This window comes from Pseudomonas alloputida, from assembly GCF_021283545.2.
GTDB lineage: Bacteria > Pseudomonadota > Gammaproteobacteria > Pseudomonadales > Pseudomonadaceae > Aquipseudomonas > Aquipseudomonas alloputida.
Genome location: NZ_CP128540.1, coordinates 5,207,306 through 5,220,096 on the forward strand (window position 1 = coordinate 5,207,306; position 12,791 = coordinate 5,220,096).

A 12,791-nucleotide genomic window follows, 5' to 3' on the forward strand; every position below is an offset into this window, starting at 1 on the left:
CGGGCTGCTGCCGGCCATCAACGGACGCAGGGAGGACTTTCCGCAACCGGCCGTTCGATGCGGCACCGATGGCCTTCGCGCAGGGGTAGTGAATCCGCCAGGATTGACTTGCGCTGCCCTACCTCTCACTAGTGAGGGGCGGCAGCGCATCAAGCGGTGAGCGCACTCCGGCACCGCCAACTTTCAGCACATGCGTGTAAATCATCGTCGTAGAGACGTCGGAATGGCCGAGCAGATCCTGCACGGTTCGAATGTCGTAACCGCTGCGGAGCAAGGCCGTCGCGAACGAGTGGCGGAGGGTGTGCGGTGTGGCGGGCTTCGTGATGCCTGCTTGTTCTACGGCACGTTTGAAGGCGCGCTGAAAGGTCTGGTCATACATGTGATGGCGACGCACGACACCGCTCCGTGGATCGGTCGAATGCGTGTGCTGCGCAAAAACCCAGAACCACGGCCAGGAATGCCCGGCGCGCGGATACTTCCGCTCAAGGGCGTCGGGAAGCGCAACGCCGCTGCGGCCCTCGGCCTGGTCCTTCAGCCACCATGCCCGTGCACGCGACAGCTGCTCGCGCAGGCTGGGTGCCAAGCTCTCGGGTAACATCAAGGCCCGATCCTTGGAGCCCTTGCCCTCCCGCACGATGATCGTGCCGTGATCGAAATCCAGATCCTTGACCCGCAGTTGCAAACCCTCACTGATCCGCATGCCCGTTCCATACAGAAGCTGGGCGAACAAACGATGCTCGCCTTCCAGAAAACCGAGGATGCGAACCACTTCATCCGGGGTCAGCACCACCGGCAAGCGCCGCGACGGCCGAGGTCTTCCGATCTCCTGAAGCCAGGGCAGATCCGTGCACAGCACCTTGCCGTAGAAGAACAGCAAGGCCGCCAATGCCTGACGATGCGTGGAGACCGAAACCTTGCGCTCGTTCGCCAGCCAGGACAGAAATGCCTCGACTTCGCTGCTGCCCAAGGTTGCCGGGTGACGCACACCGTGGAAACGGATGAAGGCACGAACCCAGTGGACATAAGCCTGTTCGGTTCGTAAACTGTAATGCAAGTAGCGTATGCGCTCACGCAACTGGTCCAGAACCTTGACCGAACGCAGCGGTGGTAACGGCGCAGTGGCGGTTTTCATGGCTTGTTATGACTGTTTTTTTGTACAGTCTATGCCTCGGGCATCCAAGCAGCAAGCGCGTTACGCCGTGGGTCGATGTTTGATGTTATGGAGCAGCAACGATGTTACGCAGCAGGGTGACGGTGTTCGGCATTCTGAATCTCACCGAGGACTCCTTCTTCGATGAGAGCCGGCGGCTAGACCCCGCCGGCGCTGTCACCGCGGCGATCGAAATGCTGCGAGTCGGATCAGACGTCGTGGATGTCGGACCGGCCGCCAGCCATCCGGACGCGAGGCCTGTATCGCCGGCCGATGAGATCAGACGTATTGCGCCGCTCTTAGACGCCCTGTCCGATCAGATGCACCGTGTTTCAATCGACAGCTTCCAACCGGAAACCCAGCGCTATGCGCTCAAGCGCGGCGTGGGCTACCTGAACGATATCCAAGGATTTCCTGACCCTGCGCTCTATCCCGATATTGCTGAGGCGGACTGCAGGCTGGTGGTTATGCACTCAGCGCAGCGGGATGGCATCGCCACCCGCACCGGTCACCTTCGACCCGAAGACGCGCTCGACGAGATTGTGCGGTTCTTCGAGGCGCGGGTTTCCGCCTTGCGACGGAGCGGGGTCGCTGCCGACCGGCTCATCCTCGATCCGGGGATGGACCGGCGATTGGTCCATGGCGAAACGGCCGACCTTGCGCCGACCGGCTTCGGGCAACAGGTCCGCGAAGCCATGGACCAGCGCCGCGAGCATCATATCGAACAGCGCGACGCCACGCGCAACAGGGACGGCCGAATCTTCTACCGGCGCAATCTTCTCGCCACCCTGCGCGAGCGGGAAGTTGCGCGCGCCGGTGCGGAGATGGCCGAGGGCAAGGCGCTGCCGTTCCGCGCCGCCAAGGATGGTGAGAGTGTCAGCGGCAAGTTCACCGGGACTGTCCAGCTAACGAGCGGCAAGTTCGCCATCGTGGAAAAGAGCCACGAGTTCACCCTTGTCCCGTGGCGGCCGATCATCGACCGCCAGCTCGGCCGCGAGGTCGCGGGTATCATGCAGGGCGGTTCGGTGTCGTGGCAGTTAGGGCGGCAGCGGGGGTTGGGGCTATAGGAGCCAACGATACCGCATTGCAACGCAACAACTAATTCGATAAGAGCTGCTATTCAATTTCGTAATCGTGGAGCCATCAGCATGGGAAATTCCAAGTCAGCAGACAAGTAAGCCGCAACATCAGAATTGTTGTTGCGGCGCTCTGTAAGACCAATCCCATCTGATTGCTGACGAGCAGACGCTGCCCGGTATCCTTAATCGAGAGGTTGATTCGTCATGACCACCACACGCCCCGCGTGGGCCTATACGCTGCCGGCAGCCTTGCTGCTTATGGCTCCCTTCGACATCCTCGCCTCGCTGGCGATGGATATTTATCTTCCAGTCGTTCCGGCGATGCCGGGCGTCCTGAACACGACTCCATCCATAATCCAACTCACGTTGAGCCTCTACATGGTGATGCTCGGTGTGGGCCAAGTGATCTTTGGGCCACTCTCCGATCGCGTCGGGCGACGGCCGATCCTGCTTGTAGGCGCAACGGCTTTCGTTGCTGCGTCTCTGGGAGCGGCTTGTTCTTCAACTGCATTAGCCTTTGTTGCGTTTCGTCTGGTTCAGGCTGTTGGAGCATCGGCCATGCTGGTGGCCACCTTCGCGACCGTGCGCGACGTATATGCCAATCGTCCCGAAGGTGCCGTCATCTACGGCCTTTTCAGTTCGATGCTGGCGTTCGTGCCTGCGCTCGGCCCTATAGCCGGTGCGCTGATCGGCGAGTTTTGGGGATGGCAGGCGATCTTCATCACACTGGCTGCACTGGCTTCGCTCGCACTCTTAAACGCCAGTTTCAGGTGGCATGAAACCCGACCGTTGGATCAGGCCAGAACGCAACGATCTGTTTTGCCGATCTTCGCGAGTCCGGCCTTTTGGGTTTACACGGTCGGATTTAGTGCCGGCATGGGCACATTCTTCGTTTTCTTCTCGACAGCCCCCCGTGTTCTCATAGGCCAAGCCGGCTATTCCGAGATCGGATTTAGCTTGGCCTTCGCGACTGTCGCGCTGGTCATGGTCACGACAACCCGCTTCGCAAAGTCCTTCGTTGCCAAATGGGGTATCGCGGGATGCGTAGCGCGCGGGATGGCGTTGCTCGTTTCCGGCGCGATCCTGTTGGGGATCGGCCAACTTTTCGGATCGCCGTCATTTTTCAGCTTCATCCTGCCGATGTGGGTTGTCGCGGTCGGCATTGTCTTCACGGTGTCCGTTACCGCCAACGGCGCACTTGCGCAGTTCGACGACATCGCTGGATCAGCGGTTGCGTTCTACTTCTGCATCCAAAGCCTGATAGTCAGTATCGTCGGGACATTGGCGGTGACGCTGTTAAACGGCGATACAGCGTGGCCCGTGATTTGTTACGCCACGGCAATGGCAGTGCTGGTGTCGTTGGGGCTGGCGCTCCTTCGATCCCGTGATGCTGCCACCGAGAAGTCGCCAGTCGTCTAGCCGACGACTGGAAGCAAGCCCGCTCCGATGCGGCGCAATAATCTTCGAAACCTCGTGAATGGCGGTATCCTGTCTGGCAAGATACCGCTCATTTCCCTTGTCCCGTGGCGGCCGGTCATCGACCGCCAGCTCGGCCGTGAGGTCATGGGCATCGTGCAAAGCGGATCGGTGTCGTGGCAGTTGGGGCGGCAAAGGGGCATAAGCCTCTAATCTGTTGTAGATGAACGCAGCCGCTCGAAACCAGCGATGAGGCTGTCGAGTCCGAAGTTGAACGCAGCATCCATGCCGTCTGTTTCCAACTCGTGAAACAGATCGTGCAGGAAGGACGACGGTGCTTGCTCGGACACATCTGGCCTGTCCGGAACTCTCTCATCGGCATCAGATGCCTGCTGCTCGAGAACGGAACCGACCACATAGTGACTGACCGCCCGGAGCGCCCAAACGGCGCGCTTCGGACAAAAGCCCTCCGCGCAGAGAAAGCGTATTTGCGTCTCGGCGGTGCCAAAATTCGGTTCTGTCGGTCGAGTGCCGGCATGGATACGCGCGCCGTCCCGATAAGAGAGCAACGCCGTTCTGAAGCTCAGGGCATTCTCTTTCAGGAACACCCGCCAGTCCTCATTCTCTTCGGGTAGCGAGCGGGTATGGCGTTCCGCCAGCATCGCCTCGGCGAGCGCATCAAGCAGCGCTCGCTTGTTCTGGAAATGCCAGTAAAGCGCAGGCTGCTGAACCTTGAGGCGTTCAGCGAGCTTCCGCGTCGTCAGGCTGTCCATGCCAACCTCGTTCAACAGCTCTAGCGCCGCCGCGATCACGGTGCCCTTGTCCAGTTTGGTCATTCACGTTCCTTCGCCAGTGCTTGACAATTTATCACCGATAAGTTATATTTCCATCTCCTTATCGTTGATAAAGTCGCTCCATTGAGCGGCGCTGGAGTTTCAGGTGCGCAGCTCTGCCATCATTGCCCTGCTGATCGTGGGTCTTGACGCCATGGGTCTCGGCCTCATCATGCCCGTCCTTCCGACGCTTCTGCGTGAGCTTGTGCCAGCAGAGCAGGTCGCTGGACACTATGGTGCCTTGCTGTCGCTCTATGCATTGATGCAGGTCGTCTTCGCGCCCATGCTTGGACAGCTTTCGGATTCTTACGGTCGGCGTCCGGTACTTCTGGCTTCTCTTGCAGGAGCCGCAGTCGATTACACGATTATGGCATCAGCGCCGGTCTTATGGGTGCTCTATATCGGCCGACTCGTGTCCGGCGTCACGGGCGCAACCGGAGCTGTAGCAGCCTCAACCATTGCCGATTCGACGGGGGAAGGTTCTCGCGCACGCTGGTTCGGCTACATGGGGGCCTGTTATGGGGCGGGCATGATTGCCGGGCCAGCACTTGGTGGCATGCTCGGTGGTATCTCTGCTCATGCCCCGTTTATCGCCGCCGCCCTTCTCAACGGGTTCGCGTTCCTGCTTGCCTGCATTTTCCTCAAGGAGACTCATCACAGCCATGGCGGGACCGGAAAGCCGGTTCGCATCAAACCATTCGTTCTGTTACGGCTGGATGATGCATTGCGCGGGCTAGGTGCGCTTTTCGCAGTTTTCTTCATTATTCAACTGATCGGCCAAGTGCCTGCAGCCCTATGGGTCATATATGGCGAGGACCGTTTTCAGTGGAACACCGCGACCGTTGGTTTGTCGCTCGCGGCGTTTGGGGCAACACATGCGATCTTCCAAGCGTTTGTTACCGGCCCGCTTTCAAGCCGGCTTGGAGAGCGGCGCACGCTGCTGTTTGGCATGGCTGCGGATGCGACTGGCTTCGTTCTTCTGGCTTTTGCCACGCAGGGATGGATGGTGTTCCCGATTCTGTTGCTGCTTGCCGCCGGGGGTGTTGGCATGCCGGCCTTGCAGGCAATGCTCTCAAACAATGTCAGCAGTAACAAGCAAGGGGCTTTGCAAGGAACGCTAACGAGCCTCACCAATCTAAGCTCTATCGCAGGACCGCTTGGCTTCACAGCACTCTATTCTGCCACCGCCGGGGCATGGAACGGTTGGGTTTGGATTGTCGGCGCGATCCTCTATTTAATATGTCTGCCAATACTACGCAGACCATTCGCAACTTCATTGTGATTTAGTCATGGCGATTTGGCATGCGTAGACTTAGGAGAAATGACGGATTAAATCTGTTGAGCAATCATCTCCTTTCGGGGCGAGTGCCAATGATGACCTTAGTTCACACTCTCGCTGTCGCCGAATATCTCAACTTCCGTCACGCCGCCAACGCGCTCGGCGTTGCACAGTCCAGCGTCAGCGCCCGCGTGAAGGCACTGGAAGAAGACCTCGGCATCCTCTTGTTCGAGCGTCATGCGCGCGGCGTTCGGCTGACCGAGGCCGGACGCCATTTCGTCGAGCGGATAGCCGTAGGTATTGACCAACTCGACCATGCGGTGAAAACCGCCGGCATGGCGGCAGCCGGAGAAAGCGGCCGGCTTCGTATCGGTATCCATGCCCTGATTCCGCATAGCTTCCTCGCAAAGCTGATCGGCCAATACCGCAAGGATTACCCCGATGTTGAAGTCGAGATCGCCGAAGGCCCGGCCCGTGAAGCGGTGGTGCAGCTTCGCGCCGGCAGGTTGGACGTGGCGTTCGTCGCGGGCACGCCCCAACCACCCGACTGCCATTCCCGTCGCACATGGACCGAACCGCTCTTGGCGGTGCTACCGGAACGGCATCCGCTCGCCAAGCGGTCAGCCGTCACATGGCCCGATTTGGCAGGCGAGACGTTCCTTGCGTATAGGAAGTTCAAACGCCCTTTTCGGGCAGTCTGCTGGGTAGGCGGCGGTCGCGCAAGCCCCGTTTTGGGCACGGATCGGACGTCTGTGAGTGGGATTTCGGCATCGCGGGGCCACGCAGCGGCGTTGTCAGCAGCCATGCTTCGCTGATTCCCGACAGCGGGCCGAGCGCCGCCCTGCGGATCGTGGCCGCATCGGCTCGGATTCCGGTTTCGCCGTCGGCTGTGCAGCCGGCAGATCGTCACGCGGCTTGCACTGGCGGCGCGCGCGCTGCGGGCCTGTAGTGCGCTTCTTCCCGCGCGCCGTGCTTCTCGAAGTGGGCGAGGATGGCGCGGATGGCGGTGGGTTCCTCGATGCTGGCGACGATCCGCACGGTGCCACCGCAGTGGACGCAGGCGGTGACGTCGATGGAAAAGACCCGCTTGAGCCGTTGCGCCCAGCTCATCGCACGGCGCTTCTCCTCGGGGCTGCGCGGCGCGTCGTGGGCGCTGACGTCCACTGGCGCCGCATCGCCCGCAGGCCGCTTGCCGCGCCCCGAGGGCGTCAGCTGCGCACGCAGGTTTGCATTCGGGGCGAATACGCCGTGGAAGCGGGTGAGATGCGCGCGAGGTGGCGGGACCAGCGCCGCCAGCTTGGCGATGAAATCCACCGGATCCCATTCCACATGCGTGGTGCCATTGCGCCACGGGGTCTTGAGCTGGTAACGCACCCTGCCCTGGAGCGCTATCGACAGCCGCTTCTCGCTGATCGCCGGGCGCGTGATGTAGCGGCACAGCTTTTCCAGCTTGTGGCTTTCGTGTGCTTCGGCCGCCACGCCGGCATGCAGTGAGAAGCCGCCGACCTTGCCGGCTTCGCCCTCCAGCGAACCGGCGTCACCGGGCAGCGTTTGCAGCGTGACGACCTTGCAGCCAGCGTCGCGGCCGGTGGCGATGCGGTAGGTGATCGAACTCATCCGCAGCCCATCCATGCTGTCGTCGCCTGCAGCGCTGTCTGCCAGGAAGGCCGATTCGCCCTCCCCTTCGAGCCAGCCTTTGCGCGTCAGGTGCCGACACACCCGGTGCGCGATGGTAGCTGCCAGCTGGGTCAACTGCGCGGTGGTGGGCGCACGGGCGCGGTGCAGGCGCAGTTCGCGCCGCGGCAGCTCGGTGGCTTCCACGTACACGCCGTCGAGCCACAGCATGTGGAAGTGGATGTTCAGGTTCAGCGCGCTGCCGAAACGCTGGATCAGCGTCACCGCGCCGCACTGGGCGCTGGCGCGGTCGATGCCGGCTTGATCGGCCAACCAGCCGGCGATCACGCGCTGCACGATGCCCAGCACCGGGCCAATGGCTTCTGGCTTGCTGGCGAACAGGAAACGCAAGGGGTACGGAAAGCTCAGCACCCATTGCCGCACAGGCCGCGGGCCGAACACCTCCTCGACCAGGTGCCGCGCACTCTCGGCCATGCGTCGCGCGCCGCAACTCGGGCAGAACCCGCGCTTCTTGCAGGAGAAGGCCACCAGCCTCTCTGCACGGCAGTGCTCGCACACCACCCGCAGGAAGCCGTGCTCGAGTACGCCGCAACGCAGGTAGGCATCGAACGCCTCGCGGACATACCCGGGCAGCGAGCGGCCCTCCGCTTCGATCCGTGCAATGAAGTCCGGGTAGTGCGCCTCTACCAACGCGTACAGCAGCGTGCGCTCGGGCGCGTGGCGCGCGTACCGCGAACCGGTGTGGGCGGACGGCAGTGGCGCGCATCCCGCGGCTTGCCGCCGGGATGTGGCGAGGCGCGGCACGCAGCGCTCCGGTGCGGGGACGGCTGCTCAGTGTTGCGCCTGTGTTCGCACGTTCGTATCGGTGCGTTCTGATCTTCGCGTCAGACATTGCCGCGGCGCGGGCACAACAAAAAGCCCGGCATCGCTGCCGGGCTCCGGCCCCGTCCTTGGGGCCTTGATGTCGGGTCGTTGCCGGGATCGGACCGCGCTGGCGCGGTCCGGTTCCCTGACGACCGGGCCAACCGGATCAGAAATCCATGCCGCCCATGCCGCCCATACCGCCAGCACCCGGCATGGCCGGCTCTTCCTTCTTCGGCACTTCGGCCACGACCACTTCGGTCGTGATCGCAAGGCCGGCGACGGAAGCGGCGTGCTGCAGGGCCGAGCGGGTCACCTTGGTCGGGTCCAGGATGCCCATGGCGATCATGTCGCCGAACTCGCCGGTGGCGGCGTTGTAGCCGTAGCTGCCTTCGCCGGCCTTGACGTTGGCCACGATCACGCTCGGTTCTTCACCGGCGTTGGCCACGATGGCGCGCAGCGGGGCTTCCAGCGCACGGCGGGTGATGGCGATGCCCAGGTTCTGGTCTTCGTTGATGCCCTGCCAGGGCAGATCCGTGCACAGCACCTTGCCGTAGAAGAACAGCAAGGCCGCCAATGCCTGACGATGCGTGGAGACCGAAACCTTGCGCTCGTTCGCCAGCCAGGACAGAAATGCCTCGACTTCGCTGCTGCCCAAGGTTGCCGGGTGACGCACACCGTGGAAACGGATGAAGGCACGAACCCAGTGGACATAAGCCTGTTCGGTTCGTAAACTGTAATGCAAGTAGCGTATGCGCTCACGCAACTGGTCCAGAACCTTGACCGAACGCAGCGGTGGTAACGGCGCAGTGGCGGTTTTCATGGCTTGTTATGACTGTTTTTTTGTACAGTCTATGCCTCGGGCATCCAAGCAGCAAGCGCGTTACGCCGTGGGTCGATGTTTGAATTCAATTGCAGCAATTGGATTTCTTTCATCAAGATAATCATAAATTCTTTCACGATCTTGTTCTGCATCTACGGTCCAAAGAATCGACGTAAAATGACAATTAAGTATTTTTAGAAAATGCTTGGAATCAATTCAATTCATCAAGTTTTAAAAAATAATTCCTTTTGTCAGGTCTATCATTTTTTAAATGCTTTAAAAATATTTTAGCAGTTTCCTCCGATGCATCCTCTCTTAGGCAACGTTCAACAAAGGATATATCTACAAACTCATCTGCTAACCCAGCACGGCCAAGATCTAAAAAATAAATTTCATTGAATTTATCTATAAAAATATTACTATCCGTGATATCGCCATGAGAAAAAACCAATCTTTCTTCAACACGAGTCTCATTTAACTCATTCCATAGACTTAGGTAAGTTTTATGGTCTCCCCATAATTCAGCGTCAAAATCATCTTGATCTATATCATCAAGGAGTTGGTTATCAATAAAAAATTTTGACTCTTTTAACCGATGATCAATGTTTGAAATAAATGGACAATCAATAATAGCAATTGAATTTAACAGATTGAGTACCTCCTTATAGATAGCAAGCAATTCTTGGTCTGTTAAAAAAAGCGCTGAAATTGGTTTTGCATTGATCGCTTTAGTGATCATGAATTCAAACTGCTCATCCTGAAAAGTCATGATGAGTTCAGGCACCTTTAACTTCTCAGAGAGCCAACTCAACATTTTCGCTTCACGAGAAACACTGTATGTGGTCGCTGTATATAAAGTGCTAGATCGCTTAAGAAAAAAAGTTTCATTATTTCGATTAAAAGAATAAACATCCGATGGCGACTGACCAATTTTATTTGGCTCTAAAACGCTGTTTCCAATAAATTGTTGAATAATATTGGGCAATTCCATCAAGCTTTCCTTTTATTCAGTATTAAAAACCCCGCAAATGCGAGGCCTAGTAAATAGATGATCTTAATTTGGTTCACTGTAGCAAAAATATGGCTTATTCCCTAGAAGAACTTGCAAAATTATTGTCCCAGCCGACACAGCTGTAGCTCCTCTTAAAAAAGAGGGCGGCGGCAAAAACTGAGTGCAACACCTGACCTTTCCGGTACGGTGCTGCCCCTATGTCTTATTCCGAACTCAGCGTTGAAGAACGCGCCACCATTCAAATCGGCCGTGCCCAAGGGTTCAGCCTGCGCAAGATTGCTTGCTTGATCACCCGATCCCCTTCGACCATCAGCCGGGAGCTGCGCCGCAATCGAGATGTCTGTGGCGGCTACTCGGCCCGCATGGCCCAGCAGCAGATGCAGGCCCGCCGCCAACGCTGTCGACCGAAACGAAAGCTCTTGCCGAGTAGTGAGCGCTTCCAGTTGGTGGCCCATATGCTGCGCGAGCGTTTGTCTCCCGAGCAGATTGCCGGCAAGCTGCGCAGCATGAACATTCCCAGCCTCAGAGAAGCCTACGTCTGTCGCGAGACGATCTATAACGCCATCTACGCCTTGCCGGTCGGCGAGCTGCGTAAAGAGCTGATCATCTGCCTGCGCCAAAGTAAGACGACGCGACGGCCGCGCTCTGGCGGCGTGGATCGACGCGGCCAGATCCCCGAGATGGTCAGCATCCATGTGCGCCCACCGGAGATCGAAGACCGGCTGATGCCAGGGCATTGGGAAGGCGATCTGATCAAGGGCAAGGCCAACGCCTCGTCTGTAGGCACGCTGGTGGAACGTACCAGTGGCTACCTGATGCTGGTAAAGATGAACGACGCGACGGCGACCTCGGCGATGGAAGGCTTCAGTGCAGCGCTCAATGGCATGCCGCTGGCGATGCGCAAGAGCATGACCTACGACCAGGGCCGAGAAATGGCGCGGCATGCTGAAATCACCCAGCAGACCGGGGTGGCAATTTACTTCTGCGACCCGCATAGCCCTTGGCAACGCGGCAGCAACGAAAACATAAATGGCCTGATCCGCCAGTATCTGCCCAAGGGCACGGACTTGTCGGTACACAGCCAAGAAGAACTCGACGCTATTGCACTGCAACTGAACATGCGACCGCGTAAGCGCTTCGACTTCAAGTGCCCCATCGAAGTTATGGGTGAGGTGATGCAGAAGGCCATGACTATGCGGCATGATGCTCCAGCTTCAATTCAATGACCGTGTTGCACTCAGCTCCTGCAACCGCCCTATCTTGCATTGAACCAGCATGTTCTGTGCCTGACTCATCAGTGAGCGAGAATGCAACAAACTGCCCCCCAACCTGTGTTGTGCCATCAATTGCTCCACAAAAGGTTGAAATGGCATCAATTGATGCTAGGCGTGCAAAAGATAAGAGTATTTCCTGCTGATGCGGCTTTAGCTCGCGGGCCAGACCAATAATTGCCCGCCACTCTTCGTCTTTTACGGAGGCCAAATCTTGTGTAGTGAGCATGCTTCTGTAAAACGACAGCGTTTCGTCACATGCGTCTTTTAAGAGAGCTTTACACAGGGTCGATGTTTTCATGGGCTAGGTCTAACGCCTGAGTTGAGGGGCTTTTGCGGAGTAGGCGCAGCCTGCGTAGCAAAAGTCCCGCTCCAACGATTTGTTATGCCGCATCTGCTACTCGGCGACTGAGCGATTTTTGTGTGCTTTGACAACGTTCGCTGTGTGCTGGAGCAAGTCTAGACCGCCCGGTAGACCGTGCCCGGGAATGACGACCTCTGCTTCCGGGTAGTGTTTTTGAATCCGCTCAACGGAGGTGGGCCATTCAGCCAGTTATGCCGCATCTGCTACTCGGCGACTGAGCGATTTTTGTGTGCTTTGACAACGTTCGCTGTGTGCTGGAGCAAGTCTAGACCGCCCGGTAGACCGTGCCCGGGAATGACGACCTCTGCTTCCGGGTAGTGTTTTTGAATCCGCTCAACGGAGGTGGGCCATTCAGCCAGATCGGCATCGGCCACGTTCCCCGCAGACGTGCGTGACAACTCATGAACGGCACAACCACCGTATAGCACGTTCGCTGACGGGACGTATACAACCAGATTGTCGGTCGAATGCGCAGCACCAGGATAGAAGAGCTCTACTGGACCGAAGCGCACTGCGTCCCCGCTCGATGAGAGTCCTTCTAGAGAATGCGTGGGAATCTCGTTCCCCTCTGCCTCGGCTAGCCGGCGTGTCGACGGTGATGCGTACGTTGCCACCCCAGCCGCCCGAAGGACATCAACGCCGCCGACGCGGTCGTCATGAAAGTGCGTGGAGACTGCACGCGTTACGGGAAGTCCAATTTGCTTTTCAATCTCCGCGAGAAGTGCCGCTGTGTTTTTCGCACCCCACGCTGTATCAATCAAAAGCAACTCATCACCATCACGGACAATGAGACCATTGGACGGGTAGACCGCGCCATCAAACGACTGCGTTGCGATATGCGACCAAACACCATCGGCAATCTGGTAAAGTCGGACCTCTCCGACCGGAATTTCGTTGACTGTCGGATACTCACCACTCGGCTCCCCGGAATGGGCTAACGGACTTGCGACAGCCATGACAGACGCGGTCATGTAGACCAATAAACTACTAATAACTTTTAACATCAAGACTCCATAGGGGTGGGTGCGGCATAACTTTGTTTTAGGGCGACTGCCCTGCTGCGTAACA

Annotated in this window: 11 protein-coding genes and 4 pseudogenes; 6 read left to right on the forward strand and 9 right to left on the reverse strand. The window is 58.4% G+C overall.

The window, feature by feature from the left end:
• Window positions 1-118: 118 nt before the first annotated feature.
• Window positions 119-1,132, reverse strand: coding sequence for a class 1 integron integrase IntI1 (gene intI1 / locus LU682_RS24210; protein ID WP_000845048.1), 1,014 nt, complete (start codon window positions 1,130-1,132; stop codon window positions 119-121).
• A gap of 101 nt (window positions 1,133-1,233) precedes the next feature.
• On the opposite strand from intI1 (LU682_RS24210), the gene folP reads away from it, so the two are divergent.
• From folP to LU682_RS24225, 3 genes and pseudogenes are all read left to right on the forward strand, one after another.
• On the forward strand, window positions 1,234-2,217 hold the full coding sequence (gene folP / locus LU682_RS24215) for a dihydropteroate synthase (protein WP_023835631.1): 984 nt from the start codon (window positions 1,234-1,236) through the stop codon (window positions 2,215-2,217).
• Window positions 2,218-2,433: 216 nt separating this feature from the next.
• Window positions 2,434-3,648: a chloramphenicol/florfenicol efflux MFS transporter FloR2 gene (locus LU682_RS24220; protein WP_000214125.1), complete on the forward strand. Its 1,215-nt coding sequence runs from the start codon at window positions 2,434-2,436 to the stop codon at window positions 3,646-3,648.
• A gap of 93 nt (window positions 3,649-3,741) precedes the next feature.
• Window positions 3,742-3,858: pseudogene (locus tag LU682_RS24225) on the forward strand (DUF3363 domain-containing protein); the annotation flags it as partial.
• Here the strand turns inward: LU682_RS24225 and tetR(G) are convergent.
• A complete protein-coding gene (gene tetR(G), locus LU682_RS24230) occupies window positions 3,855-4,481 on the reverse strand; it encodes a tetracycline resistance transcriptional repressor TetR(G) (protein WP_000163574.1) in 627 nt (208 codons plus the stop codon). The pseudogene LU682_RS24225 and the gene tetR(G) sit on opposite strands and share 4 nt — an antisense overlap.
• A gap of 103 nt (window positions 4,482-4,584) precedes the next feature.
• Here tetR(G) and tet(G) point away from each other — a divergent pair, with 103 nt between their 5' ends.
• Together tet(G) and LU682_RS24240 are read left to right on the forward strand one after the other, a co-directional pair.
• On the forward strand, window positions 4,585-5,760 hold the full coding sequence (gene tet(G) / locus LU682_RS24235) for a tetracycline efflux MFS transporter Tet(G) (protein ID WP_001257840.1): 1,176 nt from the start codon (window positions 4,585-4,587) through the stop codon (window positions 5,758-5,760).
• 89 nt (window positions 5,761-5,849) lie between these two features.
• Complete coding sequence (locus LU682_RS24240) at window positions 5,850-6,572, forward strand: LysR family transcriptional regulator (RefSeq protein WP_223151157.1); 723 nt, start codon at window positions 5,850-5,852, stop codon at window positions 6,570-6,572.
• A 91-nt stretch (window positions 6,573-6,663) separates the two neighbouring features.
• Here the strand turns inward: LU682_RS24240 and LU682_RS24245 are convergent, their stop codons facing one another.
• The 4 genes and pseudogenes from LU682_RS24245 to LU682_RS24260 form a co-directional block, all read right to left on the reverse strand.
• On the reverse strand, window positions 6,664-8,196 hold the full coding sequence (locus tag LU682_RS24245; RefSeq protein ID WP_001747814.1) for an IS91-like element ISCR3 family transposase: 1,533 nt from the start codon (window positions 8,194-8,196) through the stop codon (window positions 6,664-6,666).
• Window positions 8,197-8,422: 226 nt separating this feature from the next.
• Window positions 8,423-8,776 (reverse strand): annotated as a pseudogene (locus LU682_RS24250) (TCP-1/cpn60 chaperonin family protein); the annotation flags it as partial.
• Window positions 8,777-9,076, reverse strand: a pseudogene (gene intI1, locus LU682_RS24255) (class 1 integron integrase IntI1); the annotation flags it as partial.
• A 211-nt stretch (window positions 9,077-9,287) separates the two neighbouring features.
• Complete coding sequence (locus tag LU682_RS24260) at window positions 9,288-10,067, reverse strand: APH(3')-VI family aminoglycoside O-phosphotransferase (protein WP_058199817.1); 780 nt, start codon at window positions 10,065-10,067, stop codon at window positions 9,288-9,290.
• 218 nt (window positions 10,068-10,285) lie between these two features.
• Here LU682_RS24260 and LU682_RS24265 point away from each other — a divergent pair, with 218 nt between their 5' ends.
• A complete protein-coding gene (locus LU682_RS24265; RefSeq protein WP_058159172.1) occupies window positions 10,286-11,314 on the forward strand; it encodes an IS30-like element ISPa59 family transposase in 1,029 nt (342 codons plus the stop codon).
• Here the strand turns inward: LU682_RS24265 and LU682_RS24270 are convergent.
• The 3 genes and pseudogenes from LU682_RS24270 to LU682_RS24275 all read right to left on the reverse strand — a co-directional run bounded on the left by LU682_RS24270 (window position 11,280) and on the right by LU682_RS24275 (window position 12,727).
• Window positions 11,280-11,660 (reverse strand): hypothetical protein, encoded by a 381-nt coding sequence (locus LU682_RS24270; RefSeq protein WP_152993012.1) that lies wholly within the window; start codon window positions 11,658-11,660, stop codon window positions 11,280-11,282. The two genes, LU682_RS24265 and LU682_RS24270, sit on opposite strands and share 35 nt — an antisense overlap.
• A gap of 96 nt (window positions 11,661-11,756) precedes the next feature.
• Window positions 11,757-11,912: pseudogene (locus LU682_RS30090) on the reverse strand (VIM family subclass B1 metallo-beta-lactamase); the annotation flags it as partial.
• Between the two features lie 14 nt (window positions 11,913-11,926).
• Complete coding sequence (locus LU682_RS24275) at window positions 11,927-12,727, reverse strand: subclass B1 metallo-beta-lactamase VIM-4 (RefSeq protein WP_032492008.1); 801 nt, start codon at window positions 12,725-12,727, stop codon at window positions 11,927-11,929.
• Window positions 12,728-12,791 lie beyond the last annotated feature (64 nt).

Bases quoted from the DNA above. Each gene is read 5' to 3' on its own strand.
- LU682_RS24270 (WP_152993012.1), bottom strand. From the start codon at position 11,660: ATGAAAACATCGACCCTGTGTAAAGCTCTCTTAAAAGACGCATGTGAC.
- intI1 (WP_000845048.1), bottom strand. From the start codon at position 1,132: ATGAAAACCGCCACTGCGCCGTTACCACCGCTGCGTTCGGTCAAGGTT.
- LU682_RS24265 (WP_058159172.1), top strand. From the start codon at position 10,286: ATGTCTTATTCCGAACTCAGCGTTGAAGAACGCGCCACCATTCAAATC.
- folP (WP_023835631.1), top strand. From the start codon at position 1,234: ATGTTACGCAGCAGGGTGACGGTGTTCGGCATTCTGAATCTCACCGAG.
- LU682_RS24240 (WP_223151157.1), top strand. From the start codon at position 5,850: ATGATGACCTTAGTTCACACTCTCGCTGTCGCCGAATATCTCAACTTC.
- LU682_RS24275 (WP_032492008.1), bottom strand. From the start codon at position 12,727: ATGTTAAAAGTTATTAGTAGTTTATTGGTCTACATGACCGCGTCTGTC.
- LU682_RS24260 (WP_058199817.1), bottom strand. From the start codon at position 10,067: ATGGAATTGCCCAATATTATTCAACAATTTATTGGAAACAGCGTTTTA.
- LU682_RS24220 (WP_000214125.1), top strand. From the start codon at position 2,434: ATGACCACCACACGCCCCGCGTGGGCCTATACGCTGCCGGCAGCCTTG.